Source organism: Curtobacterium sp. MCLR17_055, assembly GCF_003234305.1.
GTDB lineage: Bacteria > Actinomycetota > Actinomycetes > Actinomycetales > Microbacteriaceae > Curtobacterium > Curtobacterium flaccumfaciens.
Genome location: NZ_QKSX01000003.1, coordinates 16,969 through 35,407, shown reverse-complemented (window position 1 = coordinate 35,407; position 18,439 = coordinate 16,969). Strand labels below are relative to the sequence as shown.

The 18,439-nt window shown below is 72.0% G+C and carries 20 protein-coding genes; 12 read left to right on the top strand and 8 right to left on the bottom strand.

Going from position 1 to position 18,439, the window contains the following annotated elements:
- The first annotated feature begins 154 nt into the window (after positions 1 to 154).
- From DEJ09_RS03480 to DEJ09_RS03465, 4 genes are all read left to right on the top strand, one after another.
- The gene (locus DEJ09_RS03480) at positions 155 to 739 is read left to right on the top strand and encodes a PadR family transcriptional regulator (RefSeq protein WP_258370701.1); all 585 of its coding nucleotides are present in this window, start codon (positions 155 to 157) and stop codon (positions 737 to 739) included.
- Positions 736 to 1,464 (top strand): ABC transporter ATP-binding protein, encoded by a 729-nt coding sequence (locus DEJ09_RS03475; RefSeq protein WP_071404089.1) that lies wholly within the window; start codon positions 736 to 738, stop codon positions 1,462 to 1,464. Before DEJ09_RS03480 ends, DEJ09_RS03475 begins: the two co-directional genes overlap by 4 nt.
- Entirely contained in the window at positions 1,461 to 4,283 is a 2,823-nt protein-coding gene (locus tag DEJ09_RS03470) for an ABC transporter permease (protein ID WP_111087661.1), read from the top strand. The genes DEJ09_RS03475 and DEJ09_RS03470 overlap by 4 nt, the downstream gene beginning before the upstream one ends.
- Positions 4,284 to 4,473: 190 nt before the next feature.
- Positions 4,474 to 4,917 (top strand): hypothetical protein, encoded by a 444-nt coding sequence (locus tag DEJ09_RS03465; RefSeq protein WP_111087660.1) that lies wholly within the window; start codon positions 4,474 to 4,476, stop codon positions 4,915 to 4,917.
- Between the two features lie 112 nt (positions 4,918 to 5,029).
- Here the strand turns inward: DEJ09_RS03465 and DEJ09_RS03460 are convergent, their stop codons facing one another.
- Together DEJ09_RS03460 and DEJ09_RS03455 are read right to left on the bottom strand one after the other, a co-directional pair.
- Positions 5,030 to 5,701, bottom strand: coding sequence for an SDR family oxidoreductase (locus DEJ09_RS03460; protein ID WP_111087659.1), 672 nt, complete (start codon positions 5,699 to 5,701; stop codon positions 5,030 to 5,032).
- On the bottom strand, positions 5,698 to 6,096 hold the full coding sequence (locus DEJ09_RS03455) for a cupin domain-containing protein (RefSeq protein ID WP_071248546.1): 399 nt from the start codon (positions 6,094 to 6,096) through the stop codon (positions 5,698 to 5,700). Before DEJ09_RS03455 ends, DEJ09_RS03460 begins: the two co-directional genes overlap by 4 nt.
- Before the next feature lie 110 nt (positions 6,097 to 6,206).
- On the opposite strand from DEJ09_RS03455, the gene DEJ09_RS03450 reads away from it, so the two are divergent.
- Both DEJ09_RS03450 and DEJ09_RS03445 read left to right on the top strand, forming a co-directional pair.
- Positions 6,207 to 7,364: a sorbosone dehydrogenase family protein gene (locus tag DEJ09_RS03450; protein WP_181433256.1), complete on the top strand. Its 1,158-nt coding sequence runs from the start codon at positions 6,207 to 6,209 to the stop codon at positions 7,362 to 7,364.
- Positions 7,365 to 7,419: 55 nt separating this feature from the next.
- Positions 7,420 to 8,298: a helix-turn-helix transcriptional regulator gene (locus DEJ09_RS03445; protein WP_111023424.1), complete on the top strand. Its 879-nt coding sequence runs from the start codon at positions 7,420 to 7,422 to the stop codon at positions 8,296 to 8,298.
- 139 nt (positions 8,299 to 8,437) lie between these two features.
- Here the strand turns inward: DEJ09_RS03445 and DEJ09_RS03440 are convergent, their stop codons facing one another.
- Entirely contained in the window at positions 8,438 to 9,322 is an 885-nt protein-coding gene (locus DEJ09_RS03440) for an aldo/keto reductase (protein ID WP_111087657.1), read from the bottom strand.
- 85 nt (positions 9,323 to 9,407) lie between these two features.
- On the opposite strand from DEJ09_RS03440, the gene DEJ09_RS03435 reads away from it, so the two are divergent.
- The 4 genes from DEJ09_RS03435 to DEJ09_RS03420 are packed head-to-tail and all read left to right on the top strand — an operon-like array spanning position 9,408 to position 12,492.
- Positions 9,408 to 10,343, top strand: a complete 936-nt coding sequence (locus DEJ09_RS03435; RefSeq protein ID WP_111087656.1) for a helix-turn-helix transcriptional regulator — start codon at positions 9,408 to 9,410, stop codon at positions 10,341 to 10,343.
- Complete coding sequence (locus DEJ09_RS03430; RefSeq protein WP_071404097.1) at positions 10,340 to 10,543, top strand: hypothetical protein; 204 nt, start codon at positions 10,340 to 10,342, stop codon at positions 10,541 to 10,543. The genes DEJ09_RS03435 and DEJ09_RS03430 overlap by 4 nt, the downstream gene beginning before the upstream one ends.
- 60 nt (positions 10,544 to 10,603) lie before the next feature.
- Entirely contained in the window at positions 10,604 to 11,302 is a 699-nt protein-coding gene (locus DEJ09_RS03425) for a carboxymuconolactone decarboxylase family protein (protein WP_111087655.1), read from the top strand.
- Complete coding sequence (locus DEJ09_RS03420) at positions 11,299 to 12,492, top strand: MFS transporter (protein ID WP_111087654.1); 1,194 nt, start codon at positions 11,299 to 11,301, stop codon at positions 12,490 to 12,492. Before DEJ09_RS03425 ends, DEJ09_RS03420 begins: the two co-directional genes overlap by 4 nt.
- 9 nt (positions 12,493 to 12,501) lie before the next feature.
- On the opposite strand, the gene DEJ09_RS03415 is transcribed toward DEJ09_RS03420, so the two are convergent.
- Both DEJ09_RS03415 and DEJ09_RS03410 read right to left on the bottom strand, forming a co-directional pair.
- The gene (locus DEJ09_RS03415; RefSeq protein WP_111087653.1) at positions 12,502 to 13,473 is read right to left on the bottom strand and encodes an NAD(P)-dependent oxidoreductase; all 972 of its coding nucleotides are present in this window, start codon (positions 13,471 to 13,473) and stop codon (positions 12,502 to 12,504) included.
- A 146-nt stretch (positions 13,474 to 13,619) separates the two neighbouring features.
- Positions 13,620 to 14,105, bottom strand: coding sequence for a DUF4126 family protein (locus tag DEJ09_RS03410; protein ID WP_181433003.1), 486 nt, complete (start codon positions 14,103 to 14,105; stop codon positions 13,620 to 13,622).
- 136 nt (positions 14,106 to 14,241) lie between these two features.
- On the opposite strand from DEJ09_RS03410, the gene DEJ09_RS03405 reads away from it, so the two are divergent.
- Positions 14,242 to 14,892, top strand: a complete 651-nt coding sequence (locus DEJ09_RS03405; RefSeq protein WP_071404101.1) for an NAD(P)H-binding protein — start codon at positions 14,242 to 14,244, stop codon at positions 14,890 to 14,892.
- A 104-nt stretch (positions 14,893 to 14,996) separates the two neighbouring features.
- Here the strand turns inward: DEJ09_RS03405 and DEJ09_RS03400 are convergent, their stop codons facing one another.
- A complete protein-coding gene (locus tag DEJ09_RS03400; protein WP_111045734.1) occupies positions 14,997 to 15,983 on the bottom strand; it encodes a matrixin family metalloprotease in 987 nt (328 codons plus the stop codon).
- A gap of 121 nt (positions 15,984 to 16,104) precedes the next feature.
- Positions 16,105 to 16,806, bottom strand: a complete 702-nt coding sequence (locus tag DEJ09_RS03395; protein ID WP_071404103.1) for an SDR family oxidoreductase — start codon at positions 16,804 to 16,806, stop codon at positions 16,105 to 16,107.
- 95 nt (positions 16,807 to 16,901) lie between these two features.
- On the opposite strand from DEJ09_RS03395, the gene DEJ09_RS03390 reads away from it, so the two are divergent.
- A complete protein-coding gene (locus tag DEJ09_RS03390) occupies positions 16,902 to 17,297 on the top strand; it encodes a MerR family transcriptional regulator (RefSeq protein ID WP_111038385.1) in 396 nt (131 codons plus the stop codon).
- Between the two features lie 57 nt (positions 17,298 to 17,354).
- Here DEJ09_RS03390 and DEJ09_RS03385 read toward each other — a convergent pair whose 3' ends face one another.
- Positions 17,355 to 18,350 (bottom strand): LacI family DNA-binding transcriptional regulator, encoded by a 996-nt coding sequence (locus DEJ09_RS03385; RefSeq protein ID WP_181433255.1) that lies wholly within the window; start codon positions 18,348 to 18,350, stop codon positions 17,355 to 17,357.
- Positions 18,351 to 18,439: the final 89 nt, after the last annotated feature.

Genomic DNA, 18,439 nt, shown 5'->3' with positions numbered 1-18,439 from the left:
CCGACGCGACCAGCAGACGGACGGGAGGCGCGGTGCCAGCTGGCACCGCGCCTCCCGTCCGTTTTCCCGCCCTGTCCAGATCCGTGCTTGCGCACGCATACCGGGTATGTGCATACTCAGTATGGCCACGGTGGCCCGGGACAGGGGAAGTGTCATGAGCGTTCGGATGGGCGTACTCGCGCTGCTGGTGGGGGGACCCGGCTACGGGTACCAGCTCCGGGGGGAGTTCGAGCACCGCACCGGCGGGAGCTGGCCGCTGAACATCGGCCAGGTCTACACGACCCTGGACCGCCTGGAGCGCGACGGCCTCGTGGCCCGCGGCGACGCCGACGACGACGGACACGTCGTCTACACGGCGACCGACGCGGGTCGGGCCGAGGTGGCCCGCTGGTTCAGCGAGCCTGTGCCGGCCAAGCGCGGCCGCGACGAGCTGGCGATCAAGTTCGCCCTCGCCGTGACCGTGCCCGGGGTCGACGTCGCCCGGCTGGTGCAGGTGCAGCGCGGTGCGGCGATCCGGAACCTCCAGGACCTGACCCGGCTGAAGCGGACGACCGACCCGTCGACGGACCTGGCGTGGTCGCTCGTGCTCGAGTCGATGGTGTTCCAGGCCGAGGCCGAGGTGCGCTGGCTCGACCACGTGGAGTCGAGTGTCGCGCGGTACCGGCCGGACGAGCACCCGGCGGCGCCTGCCAGTGCCGACGCTGCCGCTGCCGCTGCGGCTGCCCGGAGCGCACGGTGACCGCCGCACCGCTCCTGCAGCTCGATGCCGTGAGCGTGCACTACGGCTCCGGCGCGAAGGCCGTTACCGCCCTGGCCGGCATCGACCTGCGGGTCGAGCGCGGCGAGATGGTGGCCGTGATGGGCACCTCGGGGTCGGGCAAGTCGACGCTGCTCGCCTGCGCCGGCACCCTGCTGCCACCGACGAGCGGTGAGGTGCTGATCGACGGCGCCTTCGTGTCCGACCGTCCCGCCAAGGAGCTCGCAGCGCTGCGGCGCCGGCTCATCGGGTTCGTGTTCCAGGACTTCAACCTGATCCCCTCGCTGACCGCGGTCGAGAACGTGGCACTGCCGCTCGAGCTCGACGGGTGGAAGGCCTCGCAGGCCCGCCGCGCCGCGGAACTCGCGCTGGACAACGTCGAGCTGTCGCACCGATCCGACGCCTACCCGGACGACCTGTCCGGCGGCCAGCAGCAGCGCGTCGCGATCGCCCGCGGCGTGGTGGGCGAGCGCCGGCTCGTGCTCGCCGACGAACCGACCGGAGCCCTCGACTCGCAGACCGGCGAGGTCGTGCTCCGCATGCTCCGTCGGCACGTCGACGCCGGAGCCGGCGCCCTCCTGGTGACCCACGACGCCCGGCACGCGGCCTGGGCGGACCGGATCGTGTTCCTGCGCGACGGTCGGGTGGTCGACGAGACCGTGTACTCGGGCGTCGAGGCGGCGCTGACGGACCGGACCGCCTCGTGAGCCGGGGTCGGCGTGCCGGGACCGGCCGGACGCCGTTCGCCCTGAGACCGGCGCTCCGCCTGGGGCGTCGACTGGCGTTCGCGAAGGCGGGCCGTGCGGCACTGATCATCGCGCTCATCGGGATCCCCACCGCCGGGTTCGCCGCGGTCGCCGTCGTGGTGCAGTCCACACAGGCCACCGCAACCGAGCGGCTCGACTACGACCTCGGCCAGGCATCGGCGCAGATGCGGGTGTCCGGCCCGGACCTGCCCGGCATGGTGCAGGACCCGGTGCAGTGGCAGTCCACGGACTCGAAGCGGAACAGCCCCGTCACGGAGTCGGACGAGGACTCCCCGTTCACGAACGTCCTGGCCCACGTGCCCGACGGCGCGCTGTCGATCCCGGTCGGCGGCACACCCGTCGTGGTCCAGGGGCCGAAGGGTCCCGTCGGCCTGACCGCGGTCGAGGGCAGCGTCTGGGACCCGTCGCTCGAGGGCCACTGGCACGTGCTCGACGGTTCCAGGCCGACCACGCGCAGTGAGCTCATGGTCACGCCGGCGACGCTCGACCGCCTCGGGGCGCACATCGGCGACACGGTGGACCTGACCGACCCGGTCACCAAGCGCTTCACGATCACCGGCACCATGACCGACCTGGGGACGGACCCGGGTTCGCAGGGCGTGTTCCTGCCCTGGGGCACGACGCTCTCGACGACCGACACCACCGACGACGTCGGGCTCACCGACGTCACCGTGTACCTGCCGTCGGACGCCCCGACGTGGTCGGAGATCCGGCAGCTCAATGCGCACGGCATCATCGTGCAGTCGCGTCCGGTCGTGCTCGACCCGCCCGACGCCCGGCTCCCCGGTGGGCAGCTGGGCTCGTCGCTCGGCTGGTACCTCGGGGCGATGGGGTTGCTCGGCGTCTTCGCGATGTTCGAGGTCGCCCTGCTCGCCGGGGCCGCGTTCCTGGTCGGTACACGGGCGGACACCCGCTCGTACGCCATCGTCACGAGCGTCGGCGGCGACAAACGGTTCGTCCGCACGATCGTCGCCGGGTCGGGCCTGGTGCTCGGGCTCGTCGGCGCGGTCCTCGGGGTCGCCGCCGGCACCGGGATCGGGGTGCTCGCCTACCGACTGATCGACAACGGCAACGTGGCGTCGTTCCCCGGGTTGCACGTGCCGCCGCTCCTGCTGCTGTCCATCGCGGCCGCCGGGGTGCTCGCCGGACTCGTCTCCGCGCTCGTCGCCGCACGGTCGGCGACCCGGATCAACGTGCTCGCGGCGCTGCGGGGCTCGCTCCGTCCGGTGCCTGTCAGCCGTCCGGCCCGCCGTCGTCGGCGCATCTGGGGCCCACTGCTCATGGTCCTCGGAGCCGTGATGACGATGGCGTGCGGCGTCGGCGTCCTCATGCTCAACGACCGCCCGGTGCAGCACGACCGGTGGGCCTACGTCGTCGGTGCCGGCGTCGCGATCGGGCCGTGCCTGATGCAGCTCGGCATCGCCATCTGCTCACCGTGGCTGCTCGCCCTGATCACCCGGCTCACCTCGCGGGCCGGTCTGTCCGCCCGGCTCGCCGCCCGCGACGCCCGCCGCAACCCGGTCCGCACGGTGCCCGTGCTGGCGAGCGTGATGAGCGTCGTGTTCGTGGCCTCCGTCGTGATCACGTGGAGTGCGTCGAGCCACGCCCAGTACGTCCGTGGGTACGAGTACTCGACGGCGGTCGGGGTCGCGACGGCCGAGGTGCAGACCGAGACGAAGGACGGCGGCAGTACCGGTCGCCACGACGCAGAACTGACGGCCCACGCCGCGAAGGTGGTGTCCGGGGTCTTCGACCAGGACCGCATCCGGGTGCTCGGTGTCGCGCAGGAGCAGCCGGGCGACACCCCCTCGACCGTCACGATCCCGCACCGCTGGAGCGCGTACGACTGCCCGGTGAACGACACCAGGAGCTGCTCGTACTACCTGGACACGGCGAGCGTGTCGAGCCCGCACATCTGGACCGGGACCGTGGACGACTACGCCGTGCTCACCGGGCACCGGCCGTCCGCCGCCGTGCGGGACGCGCTCGAGGGCGGCGAGGCCGTGTCGCTCTGGCCCGAGTACGCCCACGACGGCGCGGTCCGCGTCGACACCTTCCACGACCGGACGTGGGAGAGCGACCCCATCACCGAGCGGAGCCGACCGGCGGCCAGCGTCTCGATCCCCGCCGTGCTCGACGTGCAGACCCCGCGGATCCAGGTCGGCGTCTTCATGACGAAGGCGACCGCCGAACGGTACGGCGTGCCCGTGGTCGACGGCATGCTCGTCACGACGCTGCCCCACGACCTCGACCCGGCCCAGGCGGACGAGCTGAGCTCGGCGTGGCAGAGCTTCGGCGGCGACGACCGTGCCCGGTGGAGCGGCCCGTCGTTCATGTACGAAGCCGGCCCCACCGACAACGAGGCGATCATCCGGGCGATCGTGCTCGCACTGGCCGCGGCCGTCACGATCGGTGCGACGGCGGTGGCGATCGGACTCGCACGGTCCGACGGCCGGCGGGACGACGAGGTGCTCGACGCCATCGGTGCCGCACCGCGCCTGCGCCGAGGGGTGTCGACCTGGCAGGCGGCGATCCTGGCCACGGTCGGCTCGGTGATCGGGACGCTCCTCGGACTCCTGCCCATCCGCGCCCTGACCCTGCGCTTCACCGAGAGCCCGGTCGGCGTGAACCACATGCCGTTCGTGCCGGACTGGCCGGTGCTGGCGCTGCTCGCGATCGGCCTGCCCCTCGTGGTGACGGCCGGGGCCTGGCTGACCTCGCGGGGTCGGCGGCGGGTGGCGGTGCGACGGGCGCACTGACGCGCGCGCTGCCTCGTGCGCTCCGCTTCGCTTGGTGAGCAGAAGATGTCGAGTCGGCTGCTCGGACTCGACGTCTTCTGCTCACGAAGTGACCCGCAACGAAGACTCGGAAGCACATTGACTACCTTTGGCGTCACAACAACCGAACGATCACAGCGCGGACGTCCTTGAGTGGCCACATCAGCAACGGATGGGTGAGATGAGCGAAATTGCACGGCTCGTCGATGCCGGAGCGATCGAAGCCGCGGTCGCCGAAGCTCAGGGGCTGGCTCCCGACCGGGTGGCCGACCTGCTCTTCGCCTCGGGCGGCTTCGCTGTGGACATGGCTCCGTACGACGCGTTCGTCCGGCGCTGGTACGAGCGCCTCGACAGCCCCTATCTGCGCGCGGCGGCTGCGGAACGGTTCGGGGATGCCTACCTCACCGAACTCGCGGGGGTGCCCGGGGGCGAGGCGTTCGCGGCCGAGCTGACCGAGGCCGCACTCCGAGCCGTGATCGCGCACACCGGTCGACTGATGCGCGGGCCGGCGATCACCGAATGGGCAGAACCGCACGTCGCGGTGATGAGCACCGCCCGCGCGCGCTCCTGGCGAGACGCGTCGATGGATCTCGCGAAGGTGCACTTGCCGGAGTGACGGACTGGAGGCCCGTGGCGGCGTCGCCACGGGCCTCCAGTCCGTCATGGAGTGAGCAGAAGGCGATGGGTCGGGTTTTCGGACTCGTCGCGTTCTGCTCACTCGATGCCACTCACGCGAGCTCGGGCAGCGCCTCCGCGTAGGTGCGGAAGTCGCCGCGCTCCGTGTGGATCGCCCACAGGCGGTCGGCGATGGACTCCCCGGAGTGCTCGGGCCGCCCGTCGTCGATGCCGAACGGGATGATGAGCTGGCCGACGTGGACGTCCTCGTCGCGGACGGCGTCGTGCAGCAGCTGCGCGTAGGCGCTCTCGGCGGCGAAGGCGACGGACGTGCCGGTGACGCGGGCGCCCGGTCGGACCGCGCTGCCGCCGTTCACGAACAGGATCGTGCCGTGGCCGATCGCGCGCATGCCGGGCAGCACCTGGCGGACGGCGTTGACCGAGCCGTAGACCGAGAACTCGATCGGGCCGACCAGGTCGTCCGCCGTGGTCTCGAGCACGGGGCGCATGTACTCCTTGGCGGGGAGCGGGCTGTACTGCAGCACCTCGATGGGGCCGAGCTGCTCGGTGGCGCGCTCGAGTGCGGTGCGCAGGGAGTCCCCGTCTCGGACGTTCGCGGCGAACCCGGCTGCGGTGTGGCCGCGCTCGCGCAGCTCCGCGGCGAGGCCGTCCAGGCGGTCCTGGTTGCGGGAGATCAGGGCGACGGCGAAGCCCTCACGGGCGAAGCGCTCGGCGACGGCGAGGCCGAGGCCCTTGCCGGCCCCGACGATGGCGATGGTGGTCATGCGGTGTACTCCTCGTCGCTCACGTGCTCGAGCCAGGTGGTGGTCGTCGCCGGGTCGTCGGCGGCCTCGAGCATCGCGAGGTGTTCCATGTAGTCGGTGGGTGTCGCGCCGTGCCAGTGTTCCTCGCCGGCCGGCGTGTAGACGGTCTGTCCAGCCTGCACCTCGATGACGCGGCCGTCCCGGGTGCCCATCCGCGCGACGCCCTCGGTGACGTGCAGGGTCTGGCCCTTGGCGTGCGAGTGCCAGGCGGTGCGGGCGCCGGGCAGGAACCGGACCTTGGCGACGGTCATCGTCTGACCGGGCTCCTTCGGCGAGGCGATGGCGTCGAGGTACACGTCGCCGGTGAACTGCTCGGGCGGGTTCTTGACGGTCGGCTGCTTCGGTTCGATCTGCATGCCGACGACGGTAGGCGGCTGTGCGCACCGTCGGGAGGTGCCGACAGACCCCCTCAGGGGTTTCCCGAACGCAGCGTGTGTGATCGACCCACGACCCCGGGAGGATCATCGTGGACACACCCGCCGGAATGCCCCGCAGCCGCCGCCGCTGGTCGGTGGCCGGCCTCGCCGCCGTCGCCGCACTGGCCCTCACCGCCTGCACGAGCGGCGACGGAGCAGAGCGGGACGGATCCGACCGGGGCGGTTCGCCGTCGGCGCGCGCGACCGCGCCCGCCGACCTGTCGGCCGGTCAGGTGGCGCTTGACGGTGACACCACCGACGTGGTCACCGGCCTGGAGGCCCCCTGGTCGGTGGTCCTGACGGGTGACGACGGCGACGCGCTGGTCAGCGAGCGCGACTCGGCCCGGGTGCTCGAGCTGCGGTCCGACGGCACCACCCGTCAGGTCGGCACGGTCGACGGTGTCAGCCACGGCGGCGAGGGCGGACTGCTCGGGCTCGCGCTGCACGACGACGACCTGTTCGTCTACTCCACGGCCGACGACGGCAACCGGATCCAGCGGTACGAGCTGACGGGGAGCACCGGGTCGTGGGGGCTCGGCGAGGCGACGACGATCATCGACGGGCTGCCGAAGAACACGTTCCACGACGGCGGCCGGATCGCGTTCGGGCCCGACGACATGCTCTACGCGAGCGTCGGGGACGCCGGCGCGAGCACGGACGCGCAGGACGAGGAGTCACTCGCGGGCAAGATCCTGCGGCTCACCCCGGACGGCGACGTCCCCGCCGACAACCCGATCGACGGCTCGCCGGTGTGGAGCCTCGGGCACCGCAACGTGCAGGGCATGGGGTGGTCGTCGGACGGCACGATGTTCGCGTCGGAGTTCGGCGAGAACACGAACGACGAGCTCAACGTGATCGAGCCCGGGTCGAACTACGGCTGGCCCGAGGTCGAGGGCACCGGCGGCGAGGACCAGGGGTTCGTCGACCCCGTGCAGCAGTGGTCCACCGACGAGGCGTCCCCGAGCGGCCTCGCCGTCGTCAACGACACGGTGTTCGTCGCGAACCTGCGGGGCGAGGTGCTCCGGGCGGTCCCCGCCGACGACCCCGGCACCGCGACCGAGTACTTCGCGGGTGACTTCGGCCGCATCCGGACGGTGCTCGAGGGCCCGTCGGACACGCTCTGGTTCGTCACGAACAACACCGACGGCCGTGGGACGCCGTCGAGCGGGGACGACCGGATCGTCTCCGTCCCGTTCACGCGCACGTGAAAGGGGTTCCCGCAGCCCCTCGCTCGCCCCGGATGGGGCCAAGTACCGTGACGGCATGAACCACCGCGACGAAGCGCGCGACTTCCTCTCCAGCCGTCGCGCCCGCATCACCCCCGAGCAGGCCGGCGTCGAGACCTTCGGCACACGGCGCCGCGTCACCGGGCTGCGTCGCGAAGAGGTCGCACGACTGGCCGGCGTCAGCATCGACTACTACACGCGACTCGAGCGCGGGAACCTGCAGGGGGTCTCGGACAGCGTGCTCGACGCCATCGGCCGGGCCCTGCAGCTCGACCCCGCCGAGCAGGAACACCTGCGCGACCTGTCGCAGCACCAGAACGAGACCCCGCGTCGCGCCGGTCGTGTCGTGCCCGTCGCTGCCGTCCGGCCCGAGCTGCAGTACCTGCTCGACGTCGTCACGGACGCCCCGGCGATGATCATCAACAACCGGCAGGACATCGTCGCCGCGAACGCGCTCGGCTTCGCGATGCACTCGGACCTGGTCGCGGCACCAGCACGGCCGATGAACTTCTCGCGCTTCATCTTCCTCGACCCGCAGGCGCGGAACTTCTACCAGGACTGGCAGCGGGCCGCGCACACGAACGTCGCGATCCTGCGCCGCGAAGCGGGCCGGACGCCGAACGACAAGGACCTCGCCGCGCTGATCGGCGAGCTGTCGATGCGGAGCGACGACTTCCGCGGCCTCTGGGCAGCGCACGACGTCCGACGCCACTACGCCGGCGTGAAGTCGTTCCGGCACAGCGTCGTGGGGCCGCTCGAACTGCACTTCCAGACGCTCGAACTCGCCGAGGACCCGGGGCTCTCGCTCACGATCTACCCGGCGACCCCGGGCAGCCCGACGGCCGACGCCCTGCGGGTGCTGGCCTCGTGGGCGGCGACCGAGGGCATCGCGGAGCGGGCGCGCCAGCTCGCCTGACGCGGTGGTCGCGACCACCCAGGGTCTGGCGCGGCCCGCTCAGCGGTGACGCGCCAGCGTCACGCGGGCCGCGCCGACCGAGCCTGCGAGGGAGGACGGCGCCAGCCCGCACCGCGCCTCCCGGCCGCTGGTGGTCGCGTCAGACCTCCGGGATCACCCGGTCGAACCGGCTCGTGTCCGTCCCGTCCGGGTCCGGGCCGTTGCGACGGCCGGTGTCCAGGGCGTCGAGCCGCGCGAGCTCGTCGTCCGTCAGCGCGAAGTCGAAGACGGCGAAGTTCTCGGCGATGCGACCGGGGTTCGTCGACTTCGGGATCGCGTTCCGCCCCTGCTGCACGTGCCAGCGGAGCATCACCTGCGCCGGCGTCCTGCCGTGCGCCTCGGCGATCGACCGGATCGTCTGGTCGTCCATCACGCTGACCCGCTCGTCGCCCCAGCCCGGGTAGAACGTGATGCCGCCGATGGGAGACCACGCCTGGTCGAGGATGCCGTGCTCGGCGTCGGCACGCTGGACGTCCGGCTGGGTGAAGTACGGGTGCAGTTCGACCTGGTTGAGCGCCGGGATGACGTCGGACTGCTCGAGCAGGGAGCGCAGGTGGTGGGGCATGAAGTTGCTCACACCGATCGCGCGGACCCGGCCGTCGGCGTACAGGCGCTCGAGTGCCCGGTACGCCTGCACGGTCTGCTCGAAGCGGTCCGGTGCGGGCTGGTGCAGGATCAGCACGTCGATCGTGTCGAAGCCGAGCTTGCCGGTGGCCTTGTCGAAGGCGTGCAGGGTCTCGTCGAAGCCGTAGTCCGAGACCCAGATCTTGGTCTCGACCACGATGTCGTCGCGGTCGACGCCCGAGGCGCGGATGCCCTCGCCGACCTCGCGCTCGTTGCCGTACGCGGCGGCGGTGTCGATGTGGCGGTACCCGGTCTCCAGCGCCGTGCGGACGGCGTCCACGGTCTCCTCCGGGGCGCTCTGGAACACGCCGAAACCGATGGCGGGGATCTCGAGTCCGTTGTTCAGGGTGACTGTCTCCATGCCGACGACGCTACGCCGCCGACCCCCTGCTGACGGGTACCAGCAACCCCTGCTTCCGGCACCCGGCCGGCCGTACCGTGGACGCATGGACACCAGAAGCGAAGTGCGCGACTTCCTCCGCACACGCCGCGAGCGCGTCACGCCGCAGCAGGTCGGTCTGCCCGACTTCGGTGGGGTCCGCCGCGTCAAGGGACTGCGGCGCGAAGAGCTCGCACTCGTCGCGGGGATGAGCGTCGACTACTACGTCCGCCTCGAGCGCGGAAACCTGACCGGGGTCTCCGAGAGCGTCCTCGAGTCGTTGTCCCGCGCGCTCCTTCTCGACGATGCCGAGCACGCGCACCTGTTCGACCTGGCCCGTCTGCAGAACGCTTCGGGTGCCTCACGCCGGACGATCCCGACGTCGAAGGTCCGGCCGAACGTGCAGCGGGTGCTCGACTCGATCAGCGCCCCGGCCTGGGTCCGCAACGGCCGGTTCGACTTCCTCGCCGGCAACGCGCTCGCCCGAGCGGTGTACTCGCCGCTGTTCCTGTCGCCCTCCGGCACCCCGAACACCGCGCGTTTCGCGTTCCTCGACCCGCGCGGTCAGCAGTTCTGGCGAGACTGGGACTCGGTCGCCGGCGACGTGGTCGCCGCCCTGCGCGCCGAGGCGGCCCGCTCGCCGTACGACAAGGGACTGACCGACCTGATCGGGGAGCTCTCCACCCGCAGTGATAAGTTCCGGCGGCGCTGGGCCGCACACGACGTGATGCGGCACCGGAGCGGTGTGAAGCGCGTGCACCACCCGGACGTGGGCGACATCGACATGAGCTACGAGACGATGGAGCTCGTCACGGACTCGGGGCTGACCATGGTCGTGTACGGCACCGAGCCCGGGTCGGCGTCCGAGGAACGGCTGCAACTGCTGGCGAACCTCGCGGCGACGAGCGCGACCGGTGCGACGAGTGCGGCGGCTGCGTCGACCGCTTCCGTCGCCGGTGCTGCTTCCGTCGCTGGTGCTGCTGCTGCCGGGGAGGACGCGTGAACGAGACCGAGTCCGTCGAGACCGTCGTCCCGGCTCCGCCGACCGGGTTCCTCGGCCGACTGCGGTTCCGGTGGCGTGCCGAGCAGGAGATCCACGAGCTCACCCGCGACCGTGAACTCGAGGAGCGGGTCCGAGCCGAGGCAGCGGTGCGGCTCGCGCCCGGCCCGTGGCACCTGGGGGAGCTGTTCCGGCGACGGTGACGGCTGAGGGGGGAGGACAGCACCTGTCACGGCTCCGCGGTCGGCCCTAGCGTCGAGGACATGACCTTCGCCGACACCGACCCCGAGTTCGCCCGGTACCACGCCGACTTCGTGGACGAGACCCTGCGGAACGCAGCACTCAGCGAGCACGACCGCGTGGTCGTCCAGCTCGGTGCGACGATCGCGGCCGGGGCGCCGGCGGCGTTCCGCGACCTGCTGGACGAGGCCCTCGACGGCCCGCTCTCGCCCACCGAGGCGAAGGAGATCGTCTACCAGGCCGTGGCGTACGTCGGTTCCGCACGCGTCGGCGACTTCCTGACGATCACCAACACCGTGCTGGTCGCCCGCGGGGTCACCCTGCCGTTGGCCGGACAGTCGACGACGACCCCGGCGGACCGACTCGAGCGCGGCCGAGCGGTGCAGGGCTCCGTCGTCGGTGCGGACCGCGTCGACGCGATGTACGAGACCGCCCCCGCGGACGCCGTGCACTTCCAGCGGTTCCTGTCCGGCAACTGCTTCGGGGACACCGTCGGCCGGGACGGCCTGTCGCTGCCCACCCGTGAACTCCTGACCTTCGCGCTGCTCGCGGCACTCGGCGGGGCCGACGCCCAGGTGCAGGGGCACGTGGCCGGCAACCTGAACGTCGGGAACACCCGCCGGCAGATGCTGGACGTCCTGACCGTGCTCGTCCCGCTCATCGGCTACCCGCGCACGTTGAACGCCCTGGCCGCCGTGAACGAGGGAGCACCCGCAGCATGACCACCGACCACTCGATGTCGACGGGCCGGACCCTGCTGTTCGCCGTCGCCGGGGGAGCAGCGGTCGGCAACCTGTACTGGTCGCAGCCACTGCTCGACGACATCGCATCGTCGCTCGGCACCTCGGCGTCCCTCGCCGGGCTGCTCGTCACGCTGACCCAGGTCGGCTACGCCCTCGGCATCCTGCTCGTCGTGCCGCTCGGGGACGTCCTCGACCGCCGGCGCCTGATCCCCTGGGTGCTCGTCGCCTCCGCCGTCGCGCTGCTGCTCGCCGCGATCGCTCCGACCTTCGCGACGCTCCTGGTCGCCCTGGCACTGGTCGGGCTGACCACGGTCGCCGGGCAGCTCCTCATCCCGCTGGCCGGGGACCTCGCCGACCCCGCGCAGCGCGGACGCGTCGTCGGCACGATCGCGTCCGGGGTGCTCACCGGCATCCTGGTGTCGCGGACGATCAGCGGCCTGGTCGCGGACGCGTTCGGGTGGCGTGCGATCTACGTGCTCGCCGCCGTCGTCGCGGTGGTCCTGGCCCTGCTGCTGCGGCGCGCCATCCCCGAACTTGAGGCCCGCGGCGGGGTGCAGTACCCGCAGCTCATCCTGTCGGTGTTCCGTGCCGTCCGGACCCACCGGACCGTCCAGGTCACGCTGGTGATCAGCTCGTCGGTGTTCGCCGTGTTCACGATGTTCTGGACCGCCCTGACGTTCCTGCTGAGCAGCGACCCCTACGACTTCTCCACCAGCAGCATCGGGCTGGTCGGCCTGGTGGGGCTCGCGGGTGCCGTTGCGGCGCAGCGGGTCGGGCGACTGCACGACCGCGGGCTGTCGGTACCCGTCACCGGGGGAGCGATCGTGCTCCTGCTCGTCTCCCTGGTCGTCGCCGGGATCGGTGCGCACTCGATCGTCGTGGTGCTGCTCGCCGTGCTGCTGCTCGACGTCGCCGTGCAGGCCGCGAACGTGCTCAACCAGACCCGGCTCTTCTCGGTGGACCCGGCCGCGCGGAGCCGGCTCAACACGGCGTTCGTCACCTCGAACTTCATCGGCGGTGCGATCGGCTCCGCGCTGGCGTCGGTGCTGTGGAACGCCGGGGGCTGGACGGCGGTCACGATCGGCGCCGCGGTGCTTACCGGGTTCGCCGCGACGGTCTGGGTCGTGCACCGGAACCATGGGCTCGTGGTCGAGCCGGAGCGGGCCTGATCACGGGGCTCAGCGGACCAGGGGGTTCGCGACCTCGAGCTCACGGTGGTCGACGAGCCAGCGCACGGCGTCCAGCACGGTCTCCTCGGCGGTGAACGCCGGCGCGTAGCCGAGCAGGCGACGCGCCTTCTCGGTGCTGAAGACCTGGCTGCGGGACAGGTGCTCCCAGCTGGCGTCAGCGTGCTCTGGAGCCGTGGTCTCGCGGAACCGGTCCCACGTGACGGGGTCGAGCCGGGCCTCCTGGCCGAACCACGACGCTGCCAGGTGGGCGTACCCGCGCGCGGTGAGCGCCGTCGGAGCCGTGACGAAGAAGTCCTCGCCCGCCGCCGCATCGCGGTGCTCGACCGCGAGCTGGAACGCCTGCGCGACGTCGTCGGCGTGCACGGGTGCCATCGTCTCGGCGCCGAGACCGGGGACCTCGAGCGGTTCGCCGGCGGACAGCTTCGTCAGCACCGACGTGTCGAGGTTGCCGAGCGGACCGATCGGCGTCCAGCCCGGACCGCTGATGTGCCCGGGGTGCAGCGACGTCGTGACCAAACCGCCTGATGCGGTTTCTTCCTTGAGCATCCGGGCGATTGCGTCCTTCTTGACGCCGTAGTCACCGAACGGCGGAGTCGCGTTCTGCTCGGTGATCGGCAGCACGTGCGAGACGCCGGCGCGCCAGATCGAGCCGCAGTGCACCAGGTGCGTGCCGGTGCCGCGGAGCGCGTCGACCAGCGCTGCGGCCGAGGACTCGGTGAAGCAGACGAGGTCGACGACGGCGTCGGCACCGAGCGCGGCGATGCGGCTGCCGAAGGTGCCGTCGCGGTCCTCCTGCTCGCGGTCGGCGGTGATCCGCTCGACCTGCTGCCACTCCGGGGCGTCGGCGTACGGGGTGCTCGTGCCGCGGGCGACGGCGACGACCCGGTGACCCGAGCGGACGAGACGGGGGACGAGGAACGAGCCGATGTGGCCGGTGGCTCCGATGACGACGATGTGCATGGGGGCCACCGTAGGCCGAGGCGTGCGGATCGTGAGCAGGAATGGTCGGGTGCGGCGGTGCGACCCGACCGTTCCTGCTCACGAAACGCGCCCGCGGCGTGCGCGGCGCCCACGAGCGCCGCGCACGAGCGCCGCGCCCGCCGCGCTCAGTCGGCGGTGATGACCTTCACGGAACCGGCGATGGTCGCGGCGTCCTCGGCGAGCGCGACGACGGGGTCGGGCAGGCCCGCACCCCCGAGGGCCTTCCGCGCACCCCAGCCGACGAAGCTGCCGACGAGGGCACCGACGCCACCGAGGATCGCGCCCTCGATGCGCAGGTCGCGCTTGCCGGTGGTGCCGAGGGCGGCACCGGCGAGGGCACCGGACGCGATCCGTCCGAGCAGTGCGGACGGGGCGATGCGGTTCGGGGTCTTCGGCAGCTTGTCGCCGATGAGCTCACCGATGGCGGAGGCCACGAGCAGCCCGCGGCCGACCGGGGTGCTGAAGACCTTCCACTGCTGCCACGAACCCTTCAGCGAGGACCGGTCGTGGTTCAGTGCGAGGACGGCGAGCGGGGTGGCGCTCCGGCCGCCGCTCATGATGCCGAGGACCAGGGTGCGGACCAGGGTGTGCTGCTCGTGCTGCTTGCTCATCGTGACTCCTGTCGTGTTGCCCCCGACGGTACGCAGGGTGACCTCGGGTGTTCCGAGCATCGCGGGCGACGGGCGGACGTCCGGCGTTCCCCGGGCGTTCCCCGGGCACGGAGCCGCGCCGAGTAGCGTCCGGCCCATGAGCAACGTCATCGTCTTCGGCGGCCACGGCAAGGTCGCACTCCTCGCCACCCGCATCCTGTCCGAGCGCGGACACACGGTCACCTCCGTCATCCGGAACGCCGACCAGTCCGACGAGATCCGAGCCCACGGCGGCGAACCGCTCGTCGCGGACATCCAGCAGCAGTCCCTGAACGACTTCGCCGAACTCGTCCGCGGGCACGACGCCGTGGTGTGGTCGGCCGGTGCCGGTGGCGGGTCCGTCGACCGGACCTGGGCGATCGACCGCGACGCTGCGGTGCTGTCGATCCAGGGGGCGAAGCAGGCCGGCGTCGACCGGTACGTGATGGTGTCGTTCTCGGGCTCGCAGCTCGACCACGGCGTCCCGCAGGACCAGGACTTCTTCGCGTACGCGCAGTCGAAGATGATCGCCGACGCCGTGCTCCGCGACTCGGGGCTGCAGTGGACGATCGTCGCCCCGAGCACCCTGACCGACGACGAGCCGACCGGCTCCGTCGACTGGGACGGCTCGTCGACGCAGGTGCCGCGCGGTGACGTGGCGCACGTGGTCGCCGACGTGGTCGAGAACCCCGGCACGGCCGGCAACACGTTCCGCTTCAACACCGGGTCGACGCCGGTGGCGGAGTTCCTGCGCGCCGACGCGGTCTGACCGAGACCGACTGCGCCGACGCGGTCTGACCGAGACCCGCAAACGGACGGGGTCGCGGCGGTTCTCCGCCACGACCCCGTCCGTGTCCCTGCAGAGCGTCGAGCTCAGTAGAGCGTCGAGATGCCCGTCATGTCGCCACGGCCGAGCGTGCGGCCGTCGAGCTCGCAGTAGCCGCCGGACGGCTCCATGACCTGGCCGGTGCCGGTCTTCACGTGGTCGAGGCCGTACAGGTGGCCCCACTCGTGCGTCGCGACGACCTGGGTGTCGAAGCGCGCACCCGAGCAGGTGGCCGTCGAGCTCCACTTGAAGCCGGTGGCGTAGCGCTGGTCGGCCTCGCGGGCGTTGCCGTTGCCGTCGAACCAGACGCAGGTGACACCGAGGGTGCCGGTCGGGAGCTTGCCCCAGCCCATCACGTTGTAGCCGTTGTTCCGCGAGCAGCCGCCCTGGTCGGTGAGGTTGGGCTTCTGGGTCGCGAGACGCAGGTAGTCGTTCTTCGCCGTCGACGTGACGGTCCGGTCACACGCCGAGATCGTGCCGTTCCAGGCGTTCGCCCCCTTGCGCAGGGCGTCCTTGGCGTACGTCGACTTCTGCCCGGTCTGGTTGTAGTACCACTTGACCGTGCTCGGCCAGGTGTAGCCGGACGCCTTGTACGCCGTGCTCGTGCACTTCGTGGTCGCAGCGGTCGTCGCGGCGGGAGCGGCCTGTGCCGTCGCGGCCTGGCTCTGCGCACGCTCCTGCTGGACGGCGGGGGCCGAACCGGTCCAGGCCTCGTCCACTCGGACGGCGACACCGGCGGAGCCGTTGTTCGCGATGAGGACGTCGGCGAGCTCGGGCGCCCCGGGGGCGGCCGAGCTGCTCGCCATGACGCTCTCACCCGGCGCGGGGAGCGCGAAGGTGCGTCCGTCCGGCGTCACGACCGTGCCGGAGGTCGCCGTGCAGCCGCTCTCGAGCGTCTGCACGGACAGGGTCCCGGGGGCGCAGCTCGCGCCGGCCCCCGGGGTCGCCGCCTGGGCGGGTGCTGCGGTGATGGTGAGGCCGGCGAGGATCGCGACGATCGCCCCGGTGCTCAGCGCGTTCCTGACAGGACGCATGGTTCCCTTCCAGCGGCAGGCGACGTGCCCCCCGCTCCTGATCGGGGTCCATGCTCGCCGATGACCACGCAGCGGGTCCAGGACTGCGCTGCGGGGACACGCCCCCAGTCAGGGGCGGCGCTCAGGCCATCTGCGCGTAGAAGGGCTCCGGTGCATCGGCGAGCGACGCCTTCACCATCCGGCTCCAGTCGTCGACGAGCACCTCGGCCACGCCACGCTCCACACCGTCGAGTGCCGCTCGGGCCACGTCCGTCGGGTCGGTCTTCGGACCGTCGTAGTCGCCCATCATGTCGGTGTCGGCCGCACCGAGGTGGAGTCCCTGCACGCTGATGCCCCGGTCGGCGAGCTCGAGGCGGACGGCGTTCGTCATGTTCCACTCGGCCGCCTTCGCCGCGGCGTAGCCACCCGCGCCGGGCGCCGCGAACCACGACAGGGCCGACAGCACGTTGACGATCGCGCCGCCGCCGTTCCGCTCGATCACCGGTGCGAAGGCGCGGATCATCGACAGGCTGCCCCAGAAGTGCGTGTCCATGGCCTTCCGGACGATGGTCAGGTCGTCGGTCACCAGGGAGCCCTGCGTCGAGATGCCGGCGTTGTTCACGAGCAGCGTCACGTCGCCCGCGGCTGCGGCCACCGCGTCGACCGAGGCCTGGTCGGTGATGTCGAGGGGCAGCGCGACGACGCCCTCGACGTCGACGAGTTCGGGGCGGCGTGCGGTCGCGTAGACCTTCGACGCCCCGCGCTCCAGCAGCTCCAGGGCGAAGCGGCGTCCGATGCCCCGGTTCGAGCCGGTGACGAGTGCGACCGATCCAGCGATGTCCATGGTGTCTCCTCCTGCCGCTCGGGTGTCTCCCGCAGCGGCTCGGCTACGCTAAGACCTCACATCCATGTCAGGGGCAAGCCCCGGATCGGAGCACCATGCGCATCGGTGACCTCGCAGCAGAGACCGGCGTCAGCGTCCGCTCGCTGCGGTACTACGAGGAGCAGGGGCTGCTCACCGCGTCGCGCACCGCGAGCGGGCAGCGGGTCTACACGGACGCCGCCGTCGAGCGGGTCCAGCTCGTGCAGCAGCTGTTCGCCGCCGGGCTCGCGAGCCGCACGATCGTGCAGCTGCTGCCATGCGTCGACCGCGGGGAGTCGACGCCGGAGTCGTTCGCGCTGCTCATCGCGGAGCGGGACCGGATCACCGCGCAGCTGGCCGAGCTCGAGGCGGTCCGGGGCCGGCTCGACCAGGTCATCGAGATCACCGAGCACCCCACCGCCGAGCACTGCCCGGCACTGCGTGACCGACCTGCGGAGGCGGTCGCGGCCTGAGACCCGGCACCTGACGGACTGGAGGCCCGTGGCGGGTCCGCCACGGGCCTCCCGTCCCTAGCGGGTCGCTGACGACGCCCGCACCACCAGCGCGTGGCGCGAGCGCAGCACCCCGGGTGCCGCCGGGGCGCCTTCCTCGAGCTGGGCGACGAGCACCCCGACCGCCGTCGCCGCCGTGCGGTCGAAGTCGGCCGACACCGTGGTCAGCGCCGGGGTCGAGTACGCCGACTCCTCGATGTCGTCGAACCCGACGACCGCGACGTCGTCCGGCACGGTCCGGCCCGCGAGTTGCAGGGCACTCATCGCCCCGAGCGCCAGCGCGTCGTTGCAGCAGACGATCCCGTCGACCGGCACGCCGGCGTCGAGGAGCTGCCGTGCGGCCGCCGCACCCTCGGCCCGGTGCCACAGCGCGGTCGGCACGACCCGCTCGGGAGCGAACGGCACACCGTGGTCGTCGAGCGCCTCGCGGTAGCCCCGCAGTCGCTCCTGCGCCGTGCGCACGGGGCCCGACGGGTCGGAGCCGATGAACGCGATCGACCGGCGACCGGCGTCGAGCAGGTGGGCGGTCGCGTCCCGCAGCGCGTCGGCGTTCGACATGGCGATGAACGGCACGGGGGCGTCCGGGATCGGCTCACCGAGCACGACCAGGGGGAACTTCACCTCGAGCGCGGCGGCGTCGCTCGGCCGGACGGTCAGCGGGCTGTAGATGATGCCGTCGATGGAGTGCTCGCGCATCCGGGTGATCGCGTCCGCCTCGCGCACGCCGCTCGCGGTCTGCTCGATGAGCACCGTGTAGCCCACGGCTCCGGCAGCGCGGATGACGGCGTCGGCGAGTTCGGCGAAGTACGCCTGCCGCAGTTCCGGCACCGCGAGCCCGAGCACCTTGGAGCGTCCGGCGCGGAAGTTCCGGGCCGAGACGTTGAGTTCGTAGCCGAGCTCGTCGACGGCGGCCATCACGCGGTCACGGGTGCGGACGGAGACGTGTTCGTAGCCGGACAGCACGTTCGAGACGGTCTTCTTCGAGACACCCGCCACGGCGGCGACGTCGCTCATCGTGGGCGGAGAGCGGTGCCCCTGCGCCATCGGGCGCCCCCTCTCACGTGCGGACTGCGTTCGGCAGGAACCTACCGCACCAGCGTGGT

What these genes read in the sequence shown, in the direction of transcription:
- DEJ09_RS03415 (WP_111087653.1), bottom strand. Translation starts at nt 13,473, where the DNA reads ATGCACATCGTCGTCATCGGAGCCACCGGCCACATCGGCTCGTTCCTC.
- DEJ09_RS03445 (WP_111023424.1), top strand. Translation starts at nt 7,420, where the DNA reads ATGAACCACCGCGACGAAGCGCGCGACTTCCTCTCCAGCCGTCGCGCC.
- DEJ09_RS03405 (WP_071404101.1), top strand. Translation starts at nt 14,242, where the DNA reads ATGAGCAACGTCATCGTCTTCGGCGGCCACGGCAAGGTCGCACTCCTC.
- DEJ09_RS03455 (WP_071248546.1), bottom strand. Translation starts at nt 6,096, where the DNA reads ATGCAGATCGAACCGAAGCAGCCGACCGTCAAGAACCCGCCCGAGCAG.
- DEJ09_RS03425 (WP_111087655.1), top strand. Translation starts at nt 10,604, where the DNA reads ATGACCTTCGCCGACACCGACCCCGAGTTCGCCCGGTACCACGCCGAC.
- DEJ09_RS03435 (WP_111087656.1), top strand. Translation starts at nt 9,408, where the DNA reads ATGGACACCAGAAGCGAAGTGCGCGACTTCCTCCGCACACGCCGCGAG.
- DEJ09_RS03390 (WP_111038385.1), top strand. Translation starts at nt 16,902, where the DNA reads ATGCGCATCGGTGACCTCGCAGCAGAGACCGGCGTCAGCGTCCGCTCG.
- DEJ09_RS03400 (WP_111045734.1), bottom strand. Translation starts at nt 15,983, where the DNA reads ATGCGTCCTGTCAGGAACGCGCTGAGCACCGGGGCGATCGTCGCGATC.
- DEJ09_RS03385 (WP_181433255.1), bottom strand. Translation starts at nt 18,350, where the DNA reads ATGAGCGACGTCGCCGCCGTGGCGGGTGTCTCGAAGAAGACCGTCTCG.
- DEJ09_RS03480 (WP_258370701.1), top strand. Translation starts at nt 155, where the DNA reads ATGAGCGTTCGGATGGGCGTACTCGCGCTGCTGGTGGGGGGACCCGGC.
- DEJ09_RS03420 (WP_111087654.1), top strand. Translation starts at nt 11,299, where the DNA reads ATGACCACCGACCACTCGATGTCGACGGGCCGGACCCTGCTGTTCGCC.
- DEJ09_RS03440 (WP_111087657.1), bottom strand. Translation starts at nt 9,322, where the DNA reads ATGGAGACAGTCACCCTGAACAACGGACTCGAGATCCCCGCCATCGGT.
- DEJ09_RS03410 (WP_181433003.1), bottom strand. Translation starts at nt 14,105, where the DNA reads ATGAGCAAGCAGCACGAGCAGCACACCCTGGTCCGCACCCTGGTCCTC.
- DEJ09_RS03465 (WP_111087660.1), top strand. Translation starts at nt 4,474, where the DNA reads ATGGGTGAGATGAGCGAAATTGCACGGCTCGTCGATGCCGGAGCGATC.
- DEJ09_RS03460 (WP_111087659.1), bottom strand. Translation starts at nt 5,701, where the DNA reads ATGACCACCATCGCCATCGTCGGGGCCGGCAAGGGCCTCGGCCTCGCC.
- DEJ09_RS03395 (WP_071404103.1), bottom strand. Translation starts at nt 16,806, where the DNA reads ATGGACATCGCTGGATCGGTCGCACTCGTCACCGGCTCGAACCGGGGC.